Origin of the sequence: Natronomonas salina (genome assembly GCF_013391105.1) — an archaeon.
Taxonomy (GTDB): Archaea; Halobacteriota; Halobacteria; order Halobacteriales; family Haloarculaceae; genus Natronomonas; species Natronomonas salina.
On the sequence record NZ_CP058335.1, the window covers coordinates 797,185 to 819,267 of the forward strand.

At 70.6% G+C, this 22,083-nt stretch carries 24 protein-coding genes; 11 read left to right on the forward strand and 13 right to left on the reverse strand.

Features of this window, described 5'->3' with window-relative positions:
* The first annotated feature begins 99 nt into the window (after positions 1-99).
* Positions 100-627 carry a redoxin domain-containing protein gene (locus HWV07_RS04490; protein ID WP_178333148.1) on the forward strand — a complete coding sequence of 176 codons (528 nt, stop codon included), beginning with the start codon at positions 100-102 and terminating at the stop codon, positions 625-627.
* On the opposite strand, the gene HWV07_RS04495 is transcribed toward HWV07_RS04490, so the two are convergent.
* Both HWV07_RS04495 and HWV07_RS04500 read right to left on the reverse strand, forming a co-directional pair.
* Positions 615-1,154 carry a PH domain-containing protein gene (locus HWV07_RS04495; protein ID WP_178333149.1) on the reverse strand — a complete coding sequence of 180 codons (540 nt, stop codon included), beginning with the start codon at positions 1,152-1,154 and terminating at the stop codon, positions 615-617. The two genes, HWV07_RS04490 and HWV07_RS04495, sit on opposite strands and share 13 nt — an antisense overlap.
* The gene (locus HWV07_RS04500; RefSeq protein ID WP_178333150.1) at positions 1,151-1,663 is read right to left on the reverse strand and encodes a PH domain-containing protein; all 513 of its coding nucleotides are present in this window, start codon (positions 1,661-1,663) and stop codon (positions 1,151-1,153) included. Before HWV07_RS04500 ends, HWV07_RS04495 begins: the two co-directional genes overlap by 4 nt.
* Positions 1,664-1,763: 100 nt before the next feature.
* On the opposite strand from HWV07_RS04500, the gene HWV07_RS04505 reads away from it, so the two are divergent.
* Both HWV07_RS04505 and HWV07_RS04510 read left to right on the forward strand, forming a co-directional pair.
* A complete protein-coding gene (locus tag HWV07_RS04505) occupies positions 1,764-2,255 on the forward strand; it encodes an NUDIX hydrolase (RefSeq protein WP_178333151.1) in 492 nt (163 codons plus the stop codon).
* A 26-nt stretch (positions 2,256-2,281) separates the two neighbouring features.
* Complete coding sequence (locus HWV07_RS04510) at positions 2,282-2,674, forward strand: universal stress protein (RefSeq protein WP_178333152.1); 393 nt, start codon at positions 2,282-2,284, stop codon at positions 2,672-2,674.
* A gap of 19 nt (positions 2,675-2,693) precedes the next feature.
* On the opposite strand, the gene HWV07_RS04515 is transcribed toward HWV07_RS04510, so the two are convergent.
* The 3 genes from HWV07_RS04515 to HWV07_RS04525 are packed head-to-tail and all read right to left on the reverse strand — an operon-like array spanning position 2,694 to position 5,291.
* Positions 2,694-3,761: an asparagine synthase C-terminal domain-containing protein gene (locus HWV07_RS04515; RefSeq protein ID WP_178335988.1), complete on the reverse strand. Its 1,068-nt coding sequence runs from the start codon at positions 3,759-3,761 to the stop codon at positions 2,694-2,696.
* Between the two features lie 2 nt (positions 3,762-3,763).
* A complete protein-coding gene (locus HWV07_RS04520; protein WP_178333153.1) occupies positions 3,764-4,441 on the reverse strand; it encodes a PHP domain-containing protein in 678 nt (225 codons plus the stop codon).
* 49 nt (positions 4,442-4,490) lie between these two features.
* Positions 4,491-5,291 (reverse strand): hypothetical protein, encoded by an 801-nt coding sequence (locus tag HWV07_RS04525; RefSeq protein ID WP_178333154.1) that lies wholly within the window; start codon positions 5,289-5,291, stop codon positions 4,491-4,493.
* A 97-nt stretch (positions 5,292-5,388) separates the two neighbouring features.
* On the opposite strand from HWV07_RS04525, the gene purL reads away from it, so the two are divergent.
* The gene (gene purL, locus HWV07_RS04530) at positions 5,389-7,581 is read left to right on the forward strand and encodes a phosphoribosylformylglycinamidine synthase subunit PurL (RefSeq protein ID WP_178333155.1); all 2,193 of its coding nucleotides are present in this window, start codon (positions 5,389-5,391) and stop codon (positions 7,579-7,581) included.
* Here the strand turns inward: purL and HWV07_RS04535 are convergent.
* The 3 genes from HWV07_RS04535 to HWV07_RS04545 all read right to left on the reverse strand — a co-directional run bounded on the left by HWV07_RS04535 (position 7,559) and on the right by HWV07_RS04545 (position 11,597).
* Positions 7,559-8,449: a phosphatase PAP2 family protein gene (locus tag HWV07_RS04535; protein WP_246279832.1), complete on the reverse strand. Its 891-nt coding sequence runs from the start codon at positions 8,447-8,449 to the stop codon at positions 7,559-7,561. The genes purL and HWV07_RS04535 overlap by 23 nt on opposite strands.
* Positions 8,449-10,236, reverse strand: a complete 1,788-nt coding sequence (locus HWV07_RS04540) for an ABC transporter substrate-binding protein (protein WP_178333156.1) — start codon at positions 10,234-10,236, stop codon at positions 8,449-8,451. Before HWV07_RS04540 ends, HWV07_RS04535 begins: the two co-directional genes overlap by 1 nt.
* Before the next feature lie 77 nt (positions 10,237-10,313).
* On the reverse strand, positions 10,314-11,597 hold the full coding sequence (locus HWV07_RS04545; RefSeq protein WP_178333157.1) for a hypothetical protein: 1,284 nt from the start codon (positions 11,595-11,597) through the stop codon (positions 10,314-10,316).
* 119 nt (positions 11,598-11,716) lie between these two features.
* Here HWV07_RS04545 and HWV07_RS04550 point away from each other — a divergent pair, with 119 nt between their 5' ends.
* Positions 11,717-12,301, forward strand: coding sequence for a diacylglycerol/polyprenol kinase family protein (locus tag HWV07_RS04550; protein ID WP_178333158.1), 585 nt, complete (start codon positions 11,717-11,719; stop codon positions 12,299-12,301).
* A 78-nt stretch (positions 12,302-12,379) separates the two neighbouring features.
* On the opposite strand, the gene HWV07_RS04555 is transcribed toward HWV07_RS04550, so the two are convergent.
* Positions 12,380-12,556: a DUF7550 family protein gene (locus tag HWV07_RS04555; RefSeq protein WP_178333159.1), complete on the reverse strand. Its 177-nt coding sequence runs from the start codon at positions 12,554-12,556 to the stop codon at positions 12,380-12,382.
* A gap of 70 nt (positions 12,557-12,626) precedes the next feature.
* On the opposite strand from HWV07_RS04555, the gene HWV07_RS04560 reads away from it, so the two are divergent.
* Complete coding sequence (locus HWV07_RS04560) at positions 12,627-13,397, forward strand: creatininase family protein (RefSeq protein WP_178333160.1); 771 nt, start codon at positions 12,627-12,629, stop codon at positions 13,395-13,397.
* Between the two features lie 46 nt (positions 13,398-13,443).
* Here HWV07_RS04560 and HWV07_RS04565 read toward each other — a convergent pair whose 3' ends face one another.
* Complete coding sequence (locus HWV07_RS04565; protein WP_178333161.1) at positions 13,444-13,800, reverse strand: cupin domain-containing protein; 357 nt, start codon at positions 13,798-13,800, stop codon at positions 13,444-13,446.
* A gap of 78 nt (positions 13,801-13,878) precedes the next feature.
* Here HWV07_RS04565 and HWV07_RS04570 point away from each other — a divergent pair, with 78 nt between their 5' ends.
* Entirely contained in the window at positions 13,879-14,565 is a 687-nt protein-coding gene (locus HWV07_RS04570; RefSeq protein ID WP_178333162.1) for a Bax inhibitor-1 family protein, read from the forward strand.
* A 45-nt stretch (positions 14,566-14,610) separates the two neighbouring features.
* On the opposite strand, the gene HWV07_RS04575 is transcribed toward HWV07_RS04570, so the two are convergent.
* On the reverse strand, positions 14,611-14,910 hold the full coding sequence (locus tag HWV07_RS04575) for a hypothetical protein (RefSeq protein ID WP_178333163.1): 300 nt from the start codon (positions 14,908-14,910) through the stop codon (positions 14,611-14,613).
* Positions 14,911-15,169: 259 nt separating this feature from the next.
* On the opposite strand from HWV07_RS04575, the gene thyA reads away from it, so the two are divergent.
* Positions 15,170-16,198 carry a thymidylate synthase gene (gene thyA, locus HWV07_RS04580; protein ID WP_178333164.1) on the forward strand — a complete coding sequence of 343 codons (1,029 nt, stop codon included), beginning with the start codon at positions 15,170-15,172 and terminating at the stop codon, positions 16,196-16,198.
* Entirely contained in the window at positions 16,195-16,698 is a 504-nt protein-coding gene (locus tag HWV07_RS04585) for a dihydrofolate reductase (protein ID WP_178333165.1), read from the forward strand. The genes thyA and HWV07_RS04585 overlap by 4 nt, the downstream gene beginning before the upstream one ends.
* Positions 16,699-16,810: 112 nt before the next feature.
* On the opposite strand, the gene HWV07_RS04590 is transcribed toward HWV07_RS04585, so the two are convergent.
* Complete coding sequence (locus tag HWV07_RS04590; RefSeq protein WP_178333166.1) at positions 16,811-17,230, reverse strand: DUF5518 domain-containing protein; 420 nt, start codon at positions 17,228-17,230, stop codon at positions 16,811-16,813.
* Between the two features lie 85 nt (positions 17,231-17,315).
* On the opposite strand from HWV07_RS04590, the gene HWV07_RS04595 reads away from it, so the two are divergent.
* Both HWV07_RS04595 and HWV07_RS04600 read left to right on the forward strand, forming a co-directional pair.
* Entirely contained in the window at positions 17,316-20,393 is a 3,078-nt protein-coding gene (locus tag HWV07_RS04595) for an FAD-binding and (Fe-S)-binding domain-containing protein (protein WP_178333167.1), read from the forward strand.
* An 82-nt stretch (positions 20,394-20,475) separates the two neighbouring features.
* Positions 20,476-21,669 carry a helix-turn-helix transcriptional regulator gene (locus HWV07_RS04600; protein ID WP_425487817.1) on the forward strand — a complete coding sequence of 398 codons (1,194 nt, stop codon included), beginning with the start codon at positions 20,476-20,478 and terminating at the stop codon, positions 21,667-21,669.
* A gap of 18 nt (positions 21,670-21,687) precedes the next feature.
* Here the strand turns inward: HWV07_RS04600 and HWV07_RS04605 are convergent, their stop codons facing one another.
* The gene (locus tag HWV07_RS04605) at positions 21,688-22,041 is read right to left on the reverse strand and encodes a thioredoxin family protein (protein WP_178333169.1); all 354 of its coding nucleotides are present in this window, start codon (positions 22,039-22,041) and stop codon (positions 21,688-21,690) included.
* Positions 22,042-22,083 lie beyond the last annotated feature (42 nt).

Sequence of the window (22,083 nt, forward strand, 5' to 3'; positions counted from 1 at the left end):
TCTTGAGGCAGCCGTGCTAGCGCGACTCGTGACCGGAGGAACTGCACGGCTGGTCAGGCAGCCGGCAGAGACAAGGCCCGTCGCGGCGCAATCGAGGCTATGATCCAGACGGGCCAGAAGGCCCCCGACTTCGCGCTACCGGGCGTCGAGCGCGGCCGGCCGGACGTCTACGACCTCCACCGCGCCATCGGCGACGACGCCGTCCTGCTGTGGTTCTTCCCGGCGACGTTCCTCCCGACGGCGACGGCGGAGCTGTGTGCCATCCGCGACGCGGGCTGGCACGACCTCGACGGGCTGGCGGTGTGGGGCGTCTCGATGGACAGCATCTACGCGGCGTCGGCCTACGCCGACGACTTCGACCTGCCGTTCGTGCTCCTCGGCGACGGCGGCAGCGCCGCCGAGTACTACGGCGTCCGGTACGAGGAGTGGGAGGGCCACTACGGCGCGCCGAAGCGGGCGGCGTTCCTGGTCGGCGACGACTGGACCGTCGACACGGCCTGGGCGAGCGACGACGCCTTCGAGCGGTCTGACCCCTCGCCGGTCGAGGCCGTCGCCGACAGCGTCGGCGAGTCGTTCCCCGAAGCCGACACCGACGTCTCCGTCGACTACGACGCCTACTTCGGCTGAGCGTCGACGAGACGCCGGATCGCCCGCAGTTCGTCCCGGACCGCCCGCCACTGCTCGACGGTTCCCGGGATCGACTCCCGCGCGCCGCTCAGGCGCTCGACGAGCCGCCGCACGTCGTCGGGATCGTAGACGTCGTAGAACCGGAGGTCGCTGCCGCCTGCCACCTCGATCTCGACGGTCCCGTAGCCGAAGGCGTTCCCGAGGACGCCGCGCGCGGAACGGGTGTTCTGGACCCGGTCGAGTTCGACGGTTCGGATGTCGACGCCGACGATGCCCCGCTTCCGGTGGACGCTCCGGTCGGTAACGACGAACCGCGTATTGACGACGCGGAGGTAGCCGTAGAGTCCCGGTGCCGGTGCGACGAGGAGGGCGACGAGCGCGAGCGGGTCCAGGGCGGCGGCATCCCCGAGAGCGACCGCAGCGATAACGAGGCTCGCGACGACCGCCGGCGCGGCGCGCATGAGCCGCGGCCGGGCCGCCCACTCGACCGCCTCGCCCGGATCGAGGACGAGCCAGTCGTCCGTCATCGGTCGTCCTCGAGGGCGGCCCGGATCGCGCGGAGTTCCTCGAGGACCTCGTCGAGGACGTCCGTCTTCTCGTCGCGCGAGGGGTCGGCGGTCTTGATCTGCCGGTTGATCCGCTGCTGGACGCCGGCGGGGTCGGGCACCGACCGGAACCGCATCTCGACGCCGCCGCTGCCGGCCGTCGAGACGTCGACGTTGCCGTAGCCGAAGTACGAGCCGACGGCGCTCTGACTGTAGGAGGTGTTCTGGACCTTGTCGAAGCCGATCTTCTGGACGTCCCGCGAGAGGATCCCGGTCTTCTTGTACAGGCCCTGGTCGGTGACGACGTAGTGGGTGTTCGTGTACGTGAGGTAGGCGCCGACCACCAGCGGGATGCCGATCAGGACGAACGACAGCGGGATGCCGACGACGAGGGCCGGGACGAGACTGCTCCGGTGCGGTCGGCTCGACCACAGGAGTTCCTCGTCGCCGTCGAGGGTCAGCCAGTCGAACGTCGGAGGGTCCTCGGACATGTCACGGGCTTTCACGGAGGGCTGGTATAAATGAGAGGCCCGTTCGGAATCGGGAAATCGGAAGCGGAACGCCGAAATCCGTCGGTTCCGGACGGGGGGTATGGAGACGACCCGCCACTTCGTCGCGACCTGCTACGTCGTCAACGACGGCGCGACGCTCCTGCACGAACACGATACGCTGGACATGTGGCTGCCGCCCGGCGGCCACGTCGACCGCGACGAACTCCCCCACGAGACCGCGCTCCGCGAGACCTACGAGGAGACCGGCCTCGAACCGGACCTGGTCGCCGACGCCGGCCCCTACGACACCGGCCAGGTCGAGTCGCTGCCCCGCCCGACCGCGTTCCTGCTCGAGGACATCGACGTCCGCGAGGACGGCACCGTCGCCCACCAGCACGTCGACTTCGTCTACGTCGGGCGCGTGGACACCCGAACCGTCGACCCCGCCGGCCGCGACGAGGCCCCGGCGGACGCCTGGCGGTGGGTAACCCCGGCGGAGCTCGACGCCGAGGCCGACCGATTCGCCGACGACGTTCGCGACGTGGGGAAGCGGGCGGTCGATCTCGTCGAGCGGAACTCGGCGGGAGTATAATAGGGATCCCCGCCGTAGCCCCGGCCATGACGCACGTGGTGCTCGCGGTGGACGACGACGAAGACCGGGCGATTCTACAGGCCGAGCGGATCCGGGACCTCGACTGGGCGCCGGACGAAATCCGGGTGACCGTCCTGCACGTCTTCACGGAGAACCGTGAGGGCGCGTCGGTCAGTCAGTTCGGCCCCGCCAGGGAGGCCCGGGACGTCCTCGAGGACGCCGGGATCGAGGTGACCCTCGACGAGCGGAGCGGCGAACCAGAGGTCGAGATCGTCCGGTACGCCGAGCGGGACGCGGACCTCGTCTGCGTCGCCGGCCGCAAGCGCTCGCCGGCCGGGAAGGCGATGTTCGGCAGCGTCTCGCAGTCGATCATGCTGGACACCGACCTGCCGGTGCTGTTCTGCCCGTTCGACGAGTGAGCTGACCCGCGGTCGCGGCTCAATCGAGCAGCGAGTCGACGTACTTCCCGACGTGGTCGTCCATCCGGCGCTTGAACCCCGCCTGGCGGGCCAGCCGGTCGAGTTCGCGGGCGACGTAGCTCCCGTACTGGACGGCCTTCTTGTCGCGGTCGCGCACCTCTGGGGGCAGGAAGTCGGCGGCCCGCCTGAGCGCGACCTTCCGTTCCTCGCCGTCGATCAGGAGGCGCCCCGGCAACCGGAGCGCCGCCGCGACGACGCGGTCGTGGAGCAGCGGCGCCACCGGCTCGACGCCGGCCGCCCGCAGCGTCAGCACGTCCCGCTCGAGCTGTGCGGGCAGCGAGGTGACGACCTCCCGCGTCGCGCCGCGGACGGTGTCAGCCTCGACCCGCGGGTCGTCGGGGGCCTTCGCCACCTTCGCGTAGCCGCCGAACAGCTCGTCGGCGCCCTGTCCGACAGCCAGGCGGTCGTGGCCGTCCGCGGCCGCCCGCTCGGCGACCAGGTACAGCGGCAGGGCTATCTGGACGTCCATCGGGTTCGAGCGACCGGTCGCGCGGACGATCTCCGGGACCGCGCGCTCGAGGTCGGCGTGAGAGAACTCCACGACGCGCACCTCCCGTCCGAGCGCCTCGGCGGCCGACCGAGCGGCCTCGACGTCGTGGCTGCCCTCGAACCCGCCGACGTACAGCGGCCCGTCCAGGCGAGCGGCGAGGATCGATGAATCGACGCCGCCCGAGAAGGCGATCGCCGGCGATCCGTCGACGCCGTCGACCGAGTCGAGGACGGCTCCTCGGACCTCGCTGACGGCCCGCTCGTCGTCGACGTACGGGTCCGGGTTCGGGAGCGTCCAGATCCGGGACTCGCCGTCGGCGTCGCGTCGATGGCCGGCCGGCACGGCGTCGGGTTCGTCGAGGTCCGTCGGGTCGGCGCTCCACGTCGAGCGGTCGCCCGCCTCGGAGAACAGCGGGTACCGCCCAAGGACGTCGCGGACGAGGGCCCCGTCCCGTTCGCCGGCGAAGCCGCCCGTCCCGGGCAGCGGGTCGCGGTCGTCGATGGCACTTCGGACCGTCCCGGGGTCGGCGCCCTGCATCGTCACCACGGCAGCATCGAGGCGACCCGGCGGGTCACGCCGCCGCCGAACTGCTGGATGCTGATGAACCACGGCGTCCGCTTGCCGACGACAGTGGTCCGGCCCTCCCTGATCGCGTCGAGGACGGCCTCGGCGCTGGGGTGGTAGGCGTCGACCTCGGTGGTCGCCTGCCCGATCATCTCCGCGATGTGGGCGTCGCTGCCCGCCGTCATCGGGACGCCGTGTTCCTCGGCGAACGCCTCGGCCTGCCGGTTCGACCGGCCGGTGAACAGCCGGGAGTTGTACACCTCGATGGCGTCGGCGCTCGCGAGCTGCTCGGTGGTGACGTGCGGCGCGACGCCGTGGCGGGACTTCTGGAAGGGGTGGGGGACGACGGCGATGCCGCCCAGTTCGCGGATGCGCTCGAGGGTCTCGTCGAAGCCCAGCCCGGCGGGGACGAGCTCCTCGACGCCCAGCGCGAGGACGTGGCCCGCAGCGCTGGAGACCTCCATCCCCGGGATGCCGACCAGCCCGTAGTCCTGGGCCTTCGCGGCGGCCTCGAGGGAGGCCTCGATCTCGTCGTGGTCCGTGACCGCGAGCGCGTCGAGACCCACGGCTTCCGCCTGCTCGAGCAGCAACTCGACGGGGTCGCGCCCGTCGTACGACAGTTCCGAGTGCGCGTGGAGCTCGACCGACAGCACGGCCGCGGCTTCGACCGCCCCCGAGAAAAGCGCCCCGGTTGCGGCGGCGCTACCGTTCTCCGCCCGTCTCCCGCTCGTACCAGCCGGGCGCGACGACCGGGTCCGGCCGCGACAGCCAGTAGACGTCCTGGGTCACCGAGACGTTCTCCCCGTCCAGGGACGCACCGTACCGCGCGGAGACGTGTGGGACGTGCCCGTCGGCACGAACGGACGCACGCACGGTCGCCCGCCGCGGGTCCGACAGATAGTCGGGCACGGCGGCCGGTGCGACGGTCGGTCCGACGAGCCGGACGGACCCCTCCGTCCGTTCCTCGACCGACGCGTTCTCGAGGAGCGCGGCCACGAGCGCCGCGTCGTCGAGCTCCGGGACGGCCGGGACGAGCGGTGGCACGGATCCCCCGACGCGATCCGTCCGTCCGTCGACGGTCCGCCGATGGCCGACCCCCTGGTCGCTGGCGTACCGCTCGGACCGGGCAGACGTCGCGTCCGGGTCGTCGGGCACGAACCGCGCCGTTCCGGGCCCCTCGTAGATCCGGGTCCGGAGCGACGCGTTCGAGACGCCGACGATCGTCGTCTCGCGGTAGTCGAGGTAGATGCCGTCGGGACCCGAGACGTGGACGTGGACGACCCTCGTGTAGCCGCCCTCGAGGGAATCGGCGTGGGCAGCTCCGAGACCGGCTCCGTCGACTCGGTCGCCCTCGACGCCCGGGACGTCGCTTCCGGACTCGGCGCCCTCCGGAACGGGTGCCGCCGTGAGCGTCTCGGCGTCCTCGGTCGACCCGGTCGGGACCGTCCCGCTACAGCCGGCGACGACCAATACGAGCACGACGCCAACGACGCGCCCGTACATATGTCCGTGTTAGTCCGTGACATCCTAACGGTTTCGGATACCGCACGAACGTGCACATGAAAAGCGATTTATCCGGCGGAAGGTAGCATACAGGTGAATGAGCCTCTCGCCGTCCGACCGGGAACTCGTCGAGGACGAACTCGGGCGGGACCCCACCCCCGCCGAAGCAGCGCTGTTCGAGAACCTCTGGAGCGAGCACTGCGCGTACCGCTCCTCGCGGCCGCTGCTGTCGGCCTTCGACAGCGAGGGCCCGCAGGTGGTCGTCGGCCCCGGCGACGACGCCGCCGTCGTCGCCCTCCCCGACCCCGAGACCGGCGAGAACTCGGACGTCTATATCACGATGGGCGTCGAGAGCCACAACCACCCCTCCTTCGTCGACCCCTTCGACGGCGCCGCGACGGGCGTCGGCGGCATCGTCCGCGACACCATGAGCATGGGCGCCTACCCCATCGCGCTCGCCGACAGCCTCTACTTCGGCGACTTCGACCGCGAGCACTCGAAGTACCTCTTCGAGGGCGTCGTCGAGGGCATCTCCCACTACGGCAACTGCATCGGCGTCCCGACGGTGACCGGCAGCGTCGCCTTCCACGAGGACTACGAGGGCAACCCGCTCGTGAACGTCGCCTGCGTCGGCCTGACCGACGCGGAGCGCCTCGTGACGGCGGAGGCGAAGACCCCCGGGAACAAGCTGGTCCTCGTCGGGAACGCGACGGGCCGGGACGGCCTCGGCGGCGCGTCCTTCGCCAGCGAGGACCTCTCGGAGGACGCCGAGACCGAGGACCGGCCGGCCGTCCAGGTCGGCGACCCCTACGCCGAGAAGCGCCTGATCGAGGCCAACGAGGAGCTCGTCGACGCCGACCTGATCCGGGCGGCCCGCGACCTCGGCGCGGCCGGCCTCGGCGGCGCCTCCTCCGAACTGGTCGCGAAGGGCGGCCTCGGCGCCGACATCGATCTCGAACGGGTCCACCAGCGCGAGCCGAACATGAACGCCCTGGAGATCCTGCTCGCGGAGTCCCAGGAGCGGATGTGCTACGAGGTCCGCCCGGAGGACGTCGACGCCGTCGAGGCGATCGCCGAGAAGTACGACCTCGGCTGCTCGGTCATCGGCGAGGTGACCGAGGGCAACTACGTCTGCACCTTCGACGGCGAGACGGTCGTCGACGTCGACGCCGACTACCTCGCGGAGGGCGCGCCGATGAACGACCTCGCACACGAGGAGCCCGCCCAGCCCGACCGCGACCTCCCCGACGTCGACCTCCGGGAGGCGTTCGAGGCGGTCGTCGCCTCGCCGAACACGGCCTCCAAGTCCTGGGTCTACCGCCAGTACGACCACGAGGTCGGCACCCGGACCGCGATGAAACCCGGCGACGACGCCGCGGTGATGGCGATCCGGGAAGCAAGCGTGCCGGGAAGCGGCACGGACACGTCGAGCGGCGACAGCCGCGAGACGGGCGTAGGACTTGGCTTCTCCTCGGGCGCCGACCCCAACTGGACCGACGCGGCGCCGTACGACGGCGCCCGGGCGGTCGCCCTCGAGAACGCCACCAACCTCGCGGCGAAGGGGCTGACGCCGCTGGCCGCGGTCGACTGCCTTAACGGCGGCAACCCCGAGAAGCCGGGCGTCTACGGCGGCTTCCGCGGCATCGTCGACGGCCTCGCCGACATGTGCAGCGAACTCGACGTCCCCGTCGTCGGCGGCAACGTCTCGCTGTACAACGACTCGCCGTCCGGCCCCATCCCGCCGACCCCGACGCTGGCGATGACGGGGACGAAACCGGGCTACGACGCGCCGACAGCCGCACTCGACGGCGAGGGCGACCTGCTCGTCGTTGGCGGGGCCGACGACCGCGCCCTCGGCGGGTCGGAGTTCCTCGCGCAGTTCGGCGGGGCCGACCGCTTCCCGGCGGTCCCCGACGACGCCGGGGAACTGGTCGCGGCCGTCGCCGACGTCGCAGGCCTCGAGAGCACGCTGTCCACCCACGACGTCAGCCACGGCGGCCTCGCGGTCGCGCTGGCCGAGATGGTCGGCGAGAACGGCGCCGACGTGAAACTCGCCGGCGCCGGGACCGCCGCCGAGCGGCTGTTCTCCGAGGCGGCCGGTCGCGTGGTGGTCGAGACGACCGACCCGGACGCGGTCCGCGACCGCTTCGAGGGCGTCGCTCCCGTCGAACGGATCGGCGAAGCCGACGAGAGCGGTCGGCTCGAACTCGCCGTCGACGGCGTGGAACTGGACTACGCGGCCGACGAGCTCGCGGCGCTCCGCGACGTCATCGCGTCCGAACTGGAATAGCCTCGCGGAGCGTGCGGAGACCCGCCCGCAGACGGTCGAACCGCGGCGGCGTGTCCTCCATGTGCTGGCCGAGCCGGACGCTGATCCAGCCCAGCACGATGCCGAAGGCGGCGTCGGTCGCCCAGTGGATGCCGAGGTAGACCGTCGAGATGACGACGCTGACCGCCAGGACCGCCGAGACGGGTACCCACAGCGGGTACTCGTGGCGGGTCGTCCACGCGAGCAGGGCGGCGGTGACCGCCATCGACGTGTGCAGCGACGGGAAGACGTTGGTCTGGTCGTTGACGGCGGTCGTCACGAACTGGTACTGGGAGTACTGGGTGTACAGGAGAGCCTCCGCCGACTCGACGATGAAGTTCCGGGGGCCGTAGGCGATGAAGACGATATAACAGGTCACGCCGAGGAGGTAGTTCGCGCCGTAGGCGACGATGGTGCGGCGCAGCGGCTCCGGCTGCGGGAGCGCGAAGTACGCGATGAGGGGGAAGACCAGGAGGAAGACGTAGCCGTAGATGTAGGTAAAGGAGAAGTAGGCGGTCAGCTCCGGGGTCGCCATCGACTGCAGCCACGTGACGACCTGCGGGGTGTTCCCGGGGTACAGCGGCCACAGGATCATCCCGTCGGCCTGCCGCAGATGGCCCGTGATGCTGATGCCGATGAGCCACGAGATGTCCGGGCCTACGTCGCGGGCGACCTTGTTCGCGACGAGGACGATCGCCAGCAGGCCGACGTACGGCGCGACCGAGGCGAACCGCTCGCGGTACTCGTAGCGCGTCCGGATGAGCCGATCGCGGCCGACCAGAGAGAGGCTCGCGACCGCGAGTAGCGCGACCACGACGACGAGCAGTTGCCCCAGGACGACCGCGAGCATCAGGACCCACCTCGCCTGACGATCCGGTCGTCCTGGTAGGTGTAGCCCGCCTCACGGAAGGCCTCCCGCGCCGCTTCGGCGTCGAGTTCGCCGTCCTCGCCGAAGAAGGCCAGCTCCGGGGCGTGCTCGGGGTCGTCCCACCGGAGTTCCTCGGGGGTCCACGGGTCCTTCAGCGGCGTCTCCGTCGGCGTGGCGTACCCCGCGAAGGACTCCGAGACCAGCCACTCGCGGTCGAGGAGCCGCGCCACGACGCGGCGGAACCGGGGGTCCGACAGCGGCGCGTTCCGGCAGTCGTAGCCGACGTGGTAGAACTGGCTCGACCGGCTGATACTCAGCGATATCGTCTCGTCGCGACCGATCCGGGGGACGACCGACGCGCCCAGGCTGTCGGCGGTCGCGTCCGCGTCGTCGGACTCCAGGACCTGGACGGCCGCGTCCGGCGACGGCATCACCTGGAAGCGGACCTCCTGGAACGGCAGTCCCTGGGCGTACGACTCGGGGATCTCCTCCAGGCCGTCCCCGCCGGCCGAGTTGAGGAAGTGGTCCTCGAAGGTGGTGAGGACGATCTCCTGGTCGGCCGCCGCGGACTCGAACTGCAGCGGTCCGCTGCCGACCGGCTCCTCGTTCGTGAACACGACCGCCTCCGTCGTCTGCCCGCCGATGTCGATGCCGGCGAGGTCGGCGCTGCTGGTCAGGTCCTGCCAGACGTGCTTCGGGAGGATCGGCACCTCAAACGCCCGACCGGCCACCTCCTTCGAGGCCGCGCCGAAGTCGAGTCGGACGACGTCGTCCGCCGTCGCCTCGGCGGCCTCCACCAGCGAGACGCGGCCGCGGCGCCACGGCGTCGGCACGGGCGAGTCGAACTCGCCGAGCGACGTGTCGTTCAGGAAGTCGTACGTGAAGGCGACGTCCTCGGCCGTGAGCGCTTCGCCGTCGTGCCACGGCGTCTCCCGCAGTTCGACTGCCGCCGTCAGGGACCCGCCGCCCTCGTCCCACTCGATCGCGCGGGCGAGCCACGGGACGGGGTCGCTGCCGTCGCTCACCGTCCGCACGAGCGGTTCGTACAGCAGGTCGGTCACGTGCCCCCGCGTGCGGTGCTCGGGGGCGATCGGGTTCCGGTTCTTCGTGATGCGGCCGTCCCCGAGCAGCATCTCGAGGGTGTCGGCGTCGCCGACGCGCTCCAGCCGCAGGTAGTCGGTGAGCCGCTCGGGCCCGCCGGCCGGCCAGCGTTCGAACCGGTCGGTCCGGTAGCTGGCGATGCGGTCCGGAAACGCGAGCGTCGTGAACGGCTGCTCGCGGACGACCTCCCGCTGGATCTCGTAGATCGTCTCCCGGCGGGTCTCGCCGGCCTGGGACCGCTGCTCGGCCAGGAGCTCGTCGACGCGGAGGTTGCTGTAGCCGAACGGGTTCTGCCAGCCGCTCTCCTCGCCGTAACTCGAGTGCAGGAGCGTCCGGAGTTCGTCGGGGCTACCCTCGCTGGGGTAGCGGGAGATGTAGATGTCGAAGTCCTGGTTGATCAGGACGTTCCGGAGGAGGACGTCGGGGCTCAGCAGGTCGACGAACGTGGCGATGCCGGCCTGTTCGAGGTGGTCGGACAGCCGATTGGCCACCCGGACCGCGTAGGGGTCGTACGACGCCGGCGTCGTCGCGATGGACAGCTCCAGCTGGCTGGTCGACTCCCGACCCAGGAGGTTCCTGAGTTCGCCGACGCAGCCGCTCGTGGCCGTGAGCGTCCCGGCGGCTCCCGCGAGCAGCGCTCGGCGCCGGAGGGAGGGTCCGGGGGACATGCTGTAGGTACCTGACAGGCGAATAGCTATAAACTTCTTCATAGGCCCACCACGTCGGCGGTTCCCCCGACGCGCGGTCAGAGGTAGCCGAACAGCGGCGCGAGCAGCGCGAGCGCCCAGCCCGCGAGGCCGACGTACAGCGGCGGGGCAATCGACTCGGACTCCGCGGTCGCGGCGCCGCCGAGGGCCACGAGCCCGACGGCCAGCAGCACGGCGCCCCGGTGGAGGGCGACCCGCAGCGGGACGACCGAGACGCCCATCACGGCGTAGTCGACGACGAAGGCCGCCCCCAGGCCCAGCGCGGCGAACGCGAACGCCCAGGACCGGTCGGAGCCCCGCCCCAGGACGTACGCGATCGACGGGGTACCCACGACCAGCACGAAGTAGAGGAACGCGGCGATGATCTTCGGGTTCAGCCCCGGGAACAGCTGTTCGCCGGCGATGCCCAGGTGTCTGATCGTGGTGAACAGCGCGAACAGCCCGGCGCCGAGGGTCAGTTCCCGGCTGCGGCGGTCGAGGAACCGCCGCACCTCCCGCTGGGCGCGGCGCGTCCGGATCGTGATGCCGACGAGCACCAGCGGGAGGACCGTCCCGACGAGGTGGATGCCGGTCGCCCAGCCGTCGCTGTCGGACCGGCCGTTCTCGAACGGCATCCGCACGACCCGGTCGACGTACCGCTCGCCCATGAACTCGCGTTCGAGCTGGCGCTGGGCGTCGCTGACGCCCATGACGGTGTGTCTGAGCCGGAACCAGTCCCAGTACTCGCCGTGGATCTGGACGGCCGTCCACTCCCCGCGCGGGTCGTCGTACGCCCGGATGTGCTGCCGCGAGCCGAAGTACGTCCCGGCGTGCAGCTGGTAGGACTCGTCGATCCACCGCCCCTGGTCGCCGACCTCGACGTACGTGTAGCGGGTCGACCCCTCGGCGCTGTCCCACGCGACGACGTCCGTGAGGTTCGAGGCGTTCGGGTTGAGCGTCACGCGCTCGTAGGAGATGGTCTGGCTCTCGGCGTCGCCCTCGTGGAGCTGCTCTTCCTCCCACTCGAGTTCCGACCGCCGGGTCAGCGCCGTCCTGACGTCGGCGGGGTCGCCGAAGAACACCATGTTGATGCCGAGGGTCTTGCTGCCGTAGGTCGTCCGCTTGGACGTGTACGGCCACAGCACCGTCCCGTTCTCGGCGGGTTCGACCAGGTTGGGCTCGCCGGGGGCGTCGGACTGCTGGACGTCGACCCCCCAGAGGGGCCACTCCGAGAGGACGACGGCGCCACCGAGGACGGCGACGAGGACCAGCGCGGCCGCGACCCACGCCGCGTCCTCGCCGATCTCGATGTCGATCTCGATCTCGCCGTCCTGGTCGGCCATACCCTGCTTGTGTGGCGCATCGCTACAAATACCTAGCGTGTCGACTGATCGCCCCCGGAGGCTGGCCTCCGTCGGCGGTAAACGCGGAAGCTAAGACCCCGGCAGTCGACGCCCCCGATATGGCCTTCGAGCCCGGCCGTCGACTGGTCCACGCCTCCGGCGCCCTGGTCCCCGGGGCGTACCTCCTCGACGAACACGTCCTCGAGTACGGCGTCGTGACGTGGGAGGTCGTCCAGGGACTCACCCTCTTCGGACTCGCGCTGGTGGCCGTCCTGGAGGCCGCCCGGCTCTACGGCGGCCTCGAGCTGTTCATCTACGAGCACCTCACCCGCGAGTACGAGCAGGACACCGTCGCGGGCTACGCCCTCTACGTCGTCAGCGCGACCGTCGTCGTCCTGCTGTTCGAGCCCCAGATCGCCGTCCCCGCGGTGTTCATGCTCGCGCTGGCCGACCCGATCAGCGGCTACCTCTCGACCGGCGAACTCCGCACCGTCAAGCGGCCGCGAGTCCTCGTCGGGATGTTCGTGGCCAGTCTCCTGATCGCGCTCCCGTTCGTCCCGGCGGCGGCGGCCGTCGCGGGCGCCGTGGGCGCGATGCTCGCCGACGGGATCAAGCCGGTCGTCTGGGGCTTCGTCGTCGACGACAACCTCACCATCCCCATCGCCGCCGCGGTGCCGATGTGGGCCGTCGTGACGCTCCTCTGAGCCCACCATCGGCGGATCGCCAGCGATCGGTCTCGGGAGTCTCGAACGTGCAGCGATCGGAGAAGAGCGCTCGGCGGTTCAGAGCGTGAGCAGCAGCGGTACGCCGAAGGTGATCAGCAGCCCGACGAGCGCGACGACGGCGCCGATGCCGACGTCCCGGCCGGAGTAGGGGCTCTGGGGTGCGGTGTGCCGCGCTTCCCACTCCTTCTGGGGCTCCTCGGACTCGTCGTGGTCGTCCGCGTCGTGGTCGGCCATGGTCGCTCGTGCGGACGGCCGGTACTTTGGCCTGTCGTTCTTTGTCGCTCGGCCCCGAAGCGCCGACAGGATGTACCTCGGCAACGAAGCCTGGCCGGATCTCGAGACGTACTTCGAGGAGGAGTCGCTGGCTATCGTCCCGCTCGGATCGACCGAACAGCACGGCCCGCACCTGCCGGAGGCGACCGACCACCTCATCGCGGAGGCGTTCGCCCGCGAGGTCGCCGACCGGACGGGCTACCTCTGTACGCCCACCGTCAACGTCGGCGTCAGCGGCCACCACCGCCAGTTCCACGGGACGATGTGGGTCGAGCCGCCGGCGTTCCGCGAGTACGTGGCGTCGCTCACCCGGAACCTCACCTATCACGGCATCGACCGCGTCGTCTACGTCAACGCCCACGGCGGCAACGTCCCGCACCTCCGGGAGGTCGGCGCGCGCCTCCGCCAGGACGAGGTCGCCTACGCCATCGAGTGGATGTGGAACGAGAGCATCCCCGACCTCGTCGACGAACTGTTCGACCAGAACGGCCCGCACGGCGGCCCCAAGGAGACCGCGATGATCCAGTACCTCCACCCCGAGCTGGTCCACGACGACCGGCTGGCGACGGCCCGCGACGGGGGCGTCCCGAGCGTCGAGGACGCCGGGACCCAGAAGTTCGGCTCGCGGACGTTCTACGACGCCGCGGACAACACCGACAACGGGGTCTTGGGTGACCAGACCGACGCGACGGCCGAGAAGGGAGAGGAGCTGTTCGAGGCCGCGAGCGAACAGCTCGTCCGGCTCTGCGAGTGGCTCGACGAGCAGCGCTTCGCGGACCTCATGCCGAACGAACACGTCTGAGCCGCCCCGGCCGACCGAGCCGGAGACGGCGACAGTTCGGCCAGGCTCAGGGCGCCCCGGCGATGGCCACCCGGACCCGCCCGTCGCCGTGGCTGTGGAGCTGTCGGCGGGTCTCCGGGCCGACGCGGATCGCCTCGCCCTCGGTCAGGACCACCTCGTCGTCGGCCGGTTCGTCCTCGCTCCCGCCGAGCTGGACGGTCAGCTCACCCTCGACGACCAGGTAGACCTCCTCCTGGCCGTCGTCGGCGTGGTCGTGGGCCTTCCCCTTGCCGTCCGGTTCCAGTTCCAGCAGCGTCATCCCGAGGTTCTCGCAGTCCAGCGGGTCGCGGAAGAACCACATGCCGCCGTACTCCTCGGGGACCACGCTGTCGACGTCGTCGGTGCTCGCGGTGTCGTAATCCATACTCGGGCGTTCGGCCGGGACCCTTATATAGACCGGCCAGCCAGAGCATATAATCGACTCGAGGCCGGAGTTCCGGGTATGGCACAGACGTACTCGTCGCGGACCCGAACGGCCCACCCCAAGTTCCGGAACGTGGCCGTCCCGGCCGCGATCCTCATCGCCGTCAACGTGGCGCTCATGTTCCTCGTCGCGCAGACGCCGCTGGCGGCGGTCAACGACCTGCTGTTCTCGACGCCGATCCTGGGGCTGATCGTCTTCGGCGCGGCCCTGACCGGCGGCAACGTCCTCGCCGAGCGCGGCCTCGAGCGCGGCCAGGTGGCGGTCGCCGGCGTCGGGATCGTCCTGCTGCAGGGCGCCTACGCCGTCTTCGGCGGCGGCATCCTCGCGCGCGTCCCGCAGGCCTCCCAGGGCGTCGCCCTCGGGGTGACGCTCGTGGTGACCGTCGCGATGACGATCGCCGTCGCGGGGTACGTCTACGTCCGCGACCGGGACTTCGACCACTGGAACAAGTGGGCCCTCGGCGCGTTCGTGATCGGCGCCGTCCTCGTGCTCGTGGGCTCCTTCGTCACCGACCTTGCACTCCTCGGCGGCTTCCTGTTCATCTTCCTCGGCTTCATGTTCCGGCTCGGCTACGAGATCTGGCGGGTCCGAGCCTCCTACGACCCCGACCGCTCGCTGATCCACGCCCTCGGCATCTACGTGGCGTTCACCGGCGTGTTCGTCCACGTGCTGCAGATCGTCGCGCGGATGATGGCCGACAGGTGAGCGGCGGGCTCCTCGTGAGGGCGAACAGCGGAGGCGAGTCCGTCGTCAATCGGAGCCGGCGAAACCGGAGTGGACCGGGTCCTCGACGTCGACCGGCAGGCCGGCATCGACCAGCGACGGTCGCCGGTACAGCGCCACGAGCACCCAGAGTGTACTGACCAGGGCGACCCCTGCAGCGGACCAGACCATCCCCAGCGAGAGGAACGCGGCGACGTACGCGGTCCGCAATCCGGCCGACGTGAGGCTGGTCCCGAGCGGGATGCACGCCCTCGAGTCGCGGAGGACGGGGCCGAGTGCGAGCGCAGTCAGCACGCTCCCGCAGAGGAAAATCGCGTCCTGCCACATCAACGGTGTCCCCAGTAATTCAGCGTAGATCGAGTTCGAGCGAAGAGAGACATCGTCCGGAGGGAGGATTCGCCGAGATATAAGGGTTCGCGATTTGATTACTACTGCGAATAATTCGCACGCCTCGACGTCGCGGGGTTCACAACTGTTGGCAGGATTCACCCTCGGGAATCGCGGCCAACTTCTCGCGGCGGACGGAGCAAACCAGACCCTCACCAGTAACTCTTTACCCCGTCGGTGCCCCACCGATTCACAGTAGATGCGCCAGTATCTCGACCTCGTCTCCGACGTCCTCGCCGGCGGGACGTACAAGCCGAACCGGACCGGCGTCGACACCGTCGCGTCGTTCAGCCACCACTACGAGGTGGACCTCGGGGAGGGGTTCCCGCTGCTGACGACGAAGAAGATGGACGGCTACCGCTGGAACTCCCTGATCCACGAGCTGCTGTGGTACCTCTCCGGCGAGGAGCACATCCGCAACCTCCGGGAGGAGACGAAGATCTGGGACGCGTGGGCCGACGACGACGGGATGCTGGACACGGCCTACGGCCGGTTCTGGCGCCGCTTCCCGATTCCGGACGACGCCGGGCGGCTACCGGGCGAGAGCTGGCCGGACGAGACGCACCGCTGGACGAAGACCGAGGAGACCCCCGACGGCGGCGAACGCCAAGTGTTCGACCAGCTGCAGTACGTCCTCGATACCCTGGAGGAGAACCCCCACTCCCGGCGGATGGTCGTCAACGCCTGGCACCCGGCCAACGCGGCGGTCTCGACGCTGCCGCCCTGTCACTACACCTTCGTCTTCAACGTCCAGGGCGACCGACTGAACGTCCACCTCACGCAGCGCTCCGGCGACATCGCGCTCGGGGTGCCGTTCAACCTCGCAGCGTACTCCCTGCTGGCCCACGCCGTCGCCAACCGCACCGAATACGAGGTCGGGTCGTTCGGACACACCATCGTCGACGCCCACGTGTACTGCGGGCAGGGCGACCGCGGCGAGTGGTACGCCGACAACCTGACCGCGCTGCAGCAGCGACTCGCCGACGTGGACGACCGCGAGGAGTACACCGACGTCCGCGAGTGGCTCGAGGCCGAGGCGCCGACCGAACCCGAGGCCGAGACCGGGTACGACCACGTCCCCGGACTGCTGACGCAGCTGTCGCGACAGCCCCGACGGCGCCCCCGGATCGAGGTCGCCGACCGACCGCTCGACGAACTCGAGTACGACGACATCCGGCTCCGCGACTACGACCCCGCGCCGGGCCTGGAGTTCGCGGTCGCTGAATGAGCGAGCGACGCCCGCGGATCTCCCTCGTCGCCGCGGTCGCGGAGAACGGCGTCATCGGCGCCGACGGCGAGATGCCGTGGCACTACCCCGCGGACCTCGCGCACTTCAAGGAGACCACGATGGGCCACCCCGTGATACTGGGGCGGCTGACCTACGAGTCCATCGAGCGACAGCTGGACGGGCCGCTCCCGGGCCGGACCAACGTCGTCCTCTCGCGGCGGGACTCCCTGGAGCTACCCGACGGGGCCGTCCACGCGCACACCGTCGAGGAGGCCTGGGAGCTGGCCGAGGCGGCGCTGGACGACGGCCAGGAGACCGTCTACGTCGTCGGCGGGGCGACGGTCTACGAGGCGTTCGTCGACGACGCCGACGAACTGCAGATCACAGAGATCCCCGAAGCGCCCGACGGCGACACGAAATTCCCCGAGATCGGCGACGAGTGGACCGAGGTCGACCGGACGACCGACGGCGAGCTCTCGTTCGTCACCTATCGTCGGTAGCGTCATCCCGAACGGCTCTCGGCGCTGCCGGAACAAGGTCCGCAACTACTTCTCGACCGTTCCGTCGTCGATTCCGTGACACCACGCCGCGTCCGGCGGTAACCCGGGGTCCTCAGAACTCGTCTTCCAGCGAGGCGCCGATGAGCCCGCCGAGGGCACCCAGGCCGACGGTGTAGAGCGCGAGGAACACCAAGGCGAGCAGGAACAGGACGCCGACGCCGACGGGCGCTCCGACGCCGAAGAAGAACGTCGAGACGACCAGCCCGAGGAACGCCAGCGGGAGGGACATGACGACTCCGGCGATGGCGCCCACCCGCAGCCCGTCGTCGGAGTCGCCGCCCTCGAGGTAGCCGGCGACTCCGCCGCCGAGCACGGGCGAGAGCGGGACGAAGGACAGGACGATGCCGACAGCGGCGCCGATGAGCGCGTTGACGAGGGTGCTCCGCGAGTCGCCAGGTTCCTCGACGGGTGGCGCCGAGACGTGGTGGGTTTCCGCTGCCGTGTCACCGGTGGAGGGGCTGTCGGGCGACATACCCGACCGCTCGGGGGGCAGGGCGGATAAAACCCACCGGCGGTGGAGGGCCGGACTTATGGCCGCGCGGGGACCAACGGGAGACATGGCAATCGAGGGGGAAAACGACGAGACGGCGGGGCCGCTCGACGCGACGGCGGACCGGCCCGACCCGGCCGACGACGACCGGGCGGGGTACGACTACGCGGGCGGCGACGTCGACCGGCCGGGGCTCGTCGAGGACCTCGAGCGGGTGGTGGACTGCGAGGTCCGCTTCGACGAGTACACCCGGACGCTGTACGCGACGGACGCCTCGGCATACGAGGTGACCCCCATCGGCGTCGTCTTCCCGACCGACACCGACGACGTGGCGGCGGTCGTCGAGTACTGCGCGGATCGGTCCATCCCGGTGTTACCCCGCGGCGGCGGCACGTCGCTGGCCGGCCAGAGCGTCAACGAGGCCGTCGTCCTCGACTTCACGAAGGAGATGGACTCGCTGGTCGACATCGACGCCGGAGCGCGGCGGGCGACCGCCCAGCCCGGCATCCGGCTCGGGGACCTGAACGCGGAACTCGAGCCGGAGGACCTGAAGTTCGCGCCGGACCCCGCCTGGGGAGACAAGAGCGCCCTCGGCGGCGCCGTCGGGAACAACTCGACGGGGAGCCACTCGCTGGTCTACGGCAAGACCGACGCGTACGTCGAGGAACTGGAGGTCGTCCTCGCCGACGGAACGGTCCACCGCTTCGGCGAGGTGACCCCGGAGGAGTGGGGGGCGCGAGCCGACGAGGACTCGACGGTCGGCCGGATCTACGCCGAACTGCTCCGGATCGCGAAGGAGGAGGCCGACGCCGTCGAGGACGCCTTCCCCGAACTGAAGCGGAACGTCTCGGGGTACAACATCGACCGCCTGGTCGAGGAGTACCGCGACCTGGAGGCCGGCGACCGCGAGACCGTCAACCTCGCGCGGGTGCTGGTCGGCAGCGAGGGGACCCTCGGCGTCGTCACCGAGGCGACCGTCTCGCTCGAACCGATCCCGGAGACGAAGGCGATGGCGCTGTTCGCCTACGAGGACCTGCTCTCGGCCCTGGAGGACGTCGAGGCGATGCTGTCGTTCGGCCCCGCCGCCGTGGAGGTCCTCGACGACGTGCTCCTGGACCTCGCCCGCGACACCTCCGAGTTCGGCAAGCTGGTCGAGGAGACGCTCCCCGAGGAAACCGGGAGCGTCCTGCTCGTGGAGTTCTACGCCGACTCGGACGACCACGGCCGCGACCAGGTGGCGACGCTGCTGGCCGACCGCCAGCCCGGGATGCAGCCGACGGGCGAACCCGACCCCGACCGCTCCGGGACCGACGCGCCGGTGCGAGCCTTCTACGCCGCCGAGGCCCACACCGACGAGGCCCGCGACCGCTTCTGGAAGCTCCGGAAGTCCGGCCTCCCGATCCTGCTCGGGCGGACGAGCGACGCCAAGCACGTCTCCTTCATCGAGGACACCGCGGTCCCCCCGGAGCACCTCCCCGAGTACGTCGCGGACTTCCAGGACCTCCTCGACGAGAACGGGACGTTCGCCAGCTTCTACGCCCACGCGGGGCCGGGCTGTCTGCACATCCGCCCGCTGGTGAACCTGAAGACCACCGAGGGCATCGAGCAGATGCGGAACATCGCCGACGGCGCGACCGACCTCGTCCTGGAGTACGAGGGCAGCGTCTCCGGCGAGCACGGCGACGGCCGCGCGCGCAGCCAGTGGAACCGGAAACTGTACGGCGACGCGGTGTTCGAGCTGTTCCGCGACCTCAAGCTGGCGTTCGACCCCGACGGCCTCCTCAACCCCGAGCAGGTCTGCGGCGACGTCGACATGACCGAGCACCTCCGGTTCGACCCGGACTACGAGTTCGACCCCGGGTTCGAGCCCGAACTCGACTGGCAGAACGACAACGGCTTCCAGGGGATGGCGGAGCTGTGCCACGGCTGTGGCGGCTGTCGCGGCCCCCAGGAGACCACCGGCGGCGTGATGTGTCCGACCTACCGCGCCGAGGACGAGGAAATCCTCACCACGCGCGGCCGCGCGAACAGCCTCCGGCGGGCGATGACCGGGGAGCTCGACGCCGAGGCGACCGACCCCGAGTTCGTCCGGGAGGTCCTGGACCTCTGTGTCGGCTGCAAGGGCTGCTCGAACGACTGCCCCAGCGAGGTCGACCTCGCGAAGCTGAAGGCCGAACTGGAGTACCAGCACCACCGCGAGCACGGCTCGAGCCTCCGCGACCGGCTGTTCGGCGACGTCGACCGCGCCGCCAAGTGGGGGAGCCGGCTGGCCCCCGTCTCGAACCGGCTGCCGGAGCTGCCCGGGATGCGCGCGCTGCTGGAGAAGACCCTCGGCATCGCCCGCGAGCGGACGCTCCCGACCTTCCGCCGGGAGTCCTTCGAGGAGTGGTTCGAGGCGCGCGGCCCACGGGTCGCCGAACGGGCGGCCGAGGAACGGGTCCTCCTGCTGCCGGACACGTTCACCAACTACACCGAGCCCGGGGTGGCGAAGGCGGCGGTCCGGGTGCTCGAGGCCGCCGGCGTCCGCGTCGAGGTCCCCCACGTCGGCCCCAGCGGGCGGGCGGCGTTCTCGAAGGGGTTCCTAGAGGTGGCGGCCGACCGGGCCGAGGACGTCGTCACGGAACTCGAACCCCGCGTCGTCGACGGGTGGGACGTCGTGGTCTGCGAGCCGTCGGACGCAGTCATGATCCAGTCGGACTACGCCGACCTGCTGTCGGGCGAGGCCGTCGAGACCGTCGCCGGCAACACCTACAGCGTCTGCGAGTACCTCGACGTCCATCACCTCGACGGCAGCCTCGAGTTCGACGCGGCGGCCGACGACCCGCTGGTCTACCACGGCCACTGCCACCAGAAGGCGACCAAGCGCGACCACCACGCGGTCGGCGTGCTCCGGCGGGCCGGCTACGACGTCGAGCCCGTGGACTCGACCTGCTGTGGGATGGCCGGGTCGTTCGGCTACGAGGCCGAGCACTACTCGATGAGCCGGGCCATCGGCGAGCTGCTGTTCGAGCAGGTCGACGCCGCCCGCGGGAGCCCCGTCGCGCCCGGCGCCTCCTGCCGGACGCAACTCGGCGACCGCGAGGACGCGCCGGCCCCCGACCACCCGATCGAGCGGATCGAGGCCGCGCTCGTGGCCGACGACTGAGCGACGGCCGGCCACTTCGCCGTCGGTCACAATCTGACCCGAGACATAGGGGTTTTATAATTCGGCGAGTGTGGATTCGATACTGATGAGACGGTCGTCCCGGGCGTGGATCGCGCCAGTCGTCGCGAGCCTGCTCGTCTGTACGCTTCTCGCGCCCGCGCTGGCCGCCGCCCCGGTCGCGGCCCAGGACGACGCGAGCGCCGGCCTCGCCGTGACGACCCAGGAGTTCGAGGCCGACCGCGTCGACTTCGAGATCACCGTCTACGAGAACGGCTCCGCGACGTGGACGTTCCGCTACATCCAGGGCCTCGAGACCGACGAGGACCGCCAGAACTTCGAGGCCTACGCGGAGGACTTCGAGAACAACGAGACGGAACTCTACACCACGTTCCGGAACGGCGCCGAGCGGCTGACCACCAACGGCTCGGAGGTGACGGGCCGCGAGATGAGCGCCGAGAACTTCCAGCGGAGCGCCAGGACGGAGGGACTCGACCCCTCGCAGTCGACCCGCGGCGTCGTCGAGATGTCGTTCCGCTGGGACGGGTTCGCGCGCGTCGACGACGAGGGCGACAACGTCGTGATGGGCGACGTCTTCGAGGGCGGCCTGTTCATCTCGTCGGACCAGCAGCTGATCGTCCAGGCCGGGCCGAACCTCGCCTTCGGCGACGTCCAGCCCGACGACGGCGAGTTCGACGAGGGGACGATGGCGGAGAGCGACACCGTGACCTGGGGCGGCGAGAAGTCGTTCAACCCCAGCCGCCCACGCGTGGAGTTCGTCGACCCGAACGCGGTGTCCACCGACGACACCGCGCCCGCCGCGGGCGGCTTCGGGTGGCTGCTCCCCGCCGCCGGGCTCGTCCTCGTCCTCCTGCTCGGCGTCGGCGCGGCCGTCGCCTACCGCTCGGAGGCGTTCCCCTACGTCGGCGACGGTTCGGACGTCCGCTCGAACGCGGGAGACGGCGGCGCCAGCGCCGCGACCGGCGGTGGCGAGGCCGCAGCCGGGGCGGCGGCGGGCGCCGGCGGCGTCCCCGACGAGGAACTCATCTCCGACGAGGAGCGCGTCGTCACGCTCCTCGAGGAGAACGGCGGCCGGATGAAACAGGTCAACATCGTCGACGAGACCGGCTGGTCGAAGTCGAAGGTGTCGATGCTGCTGTCGGATATGGAGGACGAGGGCACCATCTCGAAGCTTCGCGTCGGCCGCGAGAACATCGTCTCGCTGGCCGGCCACGAGCCCGACGCCGCCGGGTCGCCGTTCGAGGACGACGGCCGGTGACGAACCGGTCCGGTCGAGTTACCGGACCTGGCCGGCGGCCTCGGGGGCGTGGGCCTCCAGGAAGTCGACGACCGCCTGGGCGCCCTGGAACCCCTCCGCTTTCCTCGCGATCTCCTCGCCGTCGCGGAACAGGACGAGCGTCGGTACCGAACGGACGTCGAACCGCTCTACGAGCGTGATGTCGTCCCCGGGGTTCACCAGGCCGACGGCCACGTCGGTGGCCCGCGCGACGTTCCCCAGGACGGGCTCCATCGCCTGACACATCGAACAGCCCTTCGTGTAGAACTCCACGAGCGCCACGTCGTGGTCGGCGACGAACCCGTCGACTGCGGCGCCGTCCTCGAGCCGTTCCGGTCTGACGTCTGGGTCCATACGGGCGGTACGCCGCTCACCGGGAAACCGCTGACGGCGGCG

Coding starts and splice junctions, on each gene's coding strand:
- HWV07_RS04490 (WP_178333148.1), top strand. CDS start 100: ATGATCCAGACGGGCCAGAAGGCCCCCGACTTCGCGCTACCGGGCGTC.
- HWV07_RS04495 (WP_178333149.1), bottom strand. CDS start 1,154: ATGACGGACGACTGGCTCGTCCTCGATCCGGGCGAGGCGGTCGAGTGG.
- HWV07_RS04500 (WP_178333150.1), bottom strand. CDS start 1,663: ATGTCCGAGGACCCTCCGACGTTCGACTGGCTGACCCTCGACGGCGAC.
- HWV07_RS04505 (WP_178333151.1), top strand. CDS start 1,764: ATGGAGACGACCCGCCACTTCGTCGCGACCTGCTACGTCGTCAACGAC.
- HWV07_RS04510 (WP_178333152.1), top strand. CDS start 2,282: ATGACGCACGTGGTGCTCGCGGTGGACGACGACGAAGACCGGGCGATT.
- HWV07_RS04515 (WP_178335988.1), bottom strand. CDS start 3,761: ATGCAGGGCGCCGACCCCGGGACGGTCCGAAGTGCCATCGACGACCGC.
- HWV07_RS04525 (WP_178333154.1), bottom strand. CDS start 5,291: ATGTACGGGCGCGTCGTTGGCGTCGTGCTCGTATTGGTCGTCGCCGGC.
- purL (WP_178333155.1), top strand. CDS start 5,389: ATGAGCCTCTCGCCGTCCGACCGGGAACTCGTCGAGGACGAACTCGGG.
- HWV07_RS04535 (WP_246279832.1), bottom strand. CDS start 8,449: ATGCTCGCGGTCGTCCTGGGGCAACTGCTCGTCGTCGTGGTCGCGCTA.
- HWV07_RS04540 (WP_178333156.1), bottom strand. CDS start 10,236: ATGTCCCCCGGACCCTCCCTCCGGCGCCGAGCGCTGCTCGCGGGAGCC.
- HWV07_RS04545 (WP_178333157.1), bottom strand. CDS start 11,597: ATGGCCGACCAGGACGGCGAGATCGAGATCGACATCGAGATCGGCGAG.
- HWV07_RS04550 (WP_178333158.1), top strand. CDS start 11,717: ATGGCCTTCGAGCCCGGCCGTCGACTGGTCCACGCCTCCGGCGCCCTG.
- HWV07_RS04555 (WP_178333159.1), bottom strand. CDS start 12,556: ATGGCCGACCACGACGCGGACGACCACGACGAGTCCGAGGAGCCCCAG.
- HWV07_RS04560 (WP_178333160.1), top strand. CDS start 12,627: ATGTACCTCGGCAACGAAGCCTGGCCGGATCTCGAGACGTACTTCGAG.
- HWV07_RS04565 (WP_178333161.1), bottom strand. CDS start 13,800: ATGGATTACGACACCGCGAGCACCGACGACGTCGACAGCGTGGTCCCC.
- HWV07_RS04570 (WP_178333162.1), top strand. CDS start 13,879: ATGGCACAGACGTACTCGTCGCGGACCCGAACGGCCCACCCCAAGTTC.
- HWV07_RS04575 (WP_178333163.1), bottom strand. CDS start 14,910: ATGTGGCAGGACGCGATTTTCCTCTGCGGGAGCGTGCTGACTGCGCTC.
- thyA (WP_178333164.1), top strand. CDS start 15,170: ATGCGCCAGTATCTCGACCTCGTCTCCGACGTCCTCGCCGGCGGGACG.
- HWV07_RS04585 (WP_178333165.1), top strand. CDS start 16,195: ATGAGCGAGCGACGCCCGCGGATCTCCCTCGTCGCCGCGGTCGCGGAG.
- HWV07_RS04590 (WP_178333166.1), bottom strand. CDS start 17,230: ATGTCGCCCGACAGCCCCTCCACCGGTGACACGGCAGCGGAAACCCAC.
- HWV07_RS04595 (WP_178333167.1), top strand. CDS start 17,316: ATGGCAATCGAGGGGGAAAACGACGAGACGGCGGGGCCGCTCGACGCG.
- HWV07_RS04605 (WP_178333169.1), bottom strand. CDS start 22,041: ATGGACCCAGACGTCAGACCGGAACGGCTCGAGGACGGCGCCGCAGTC.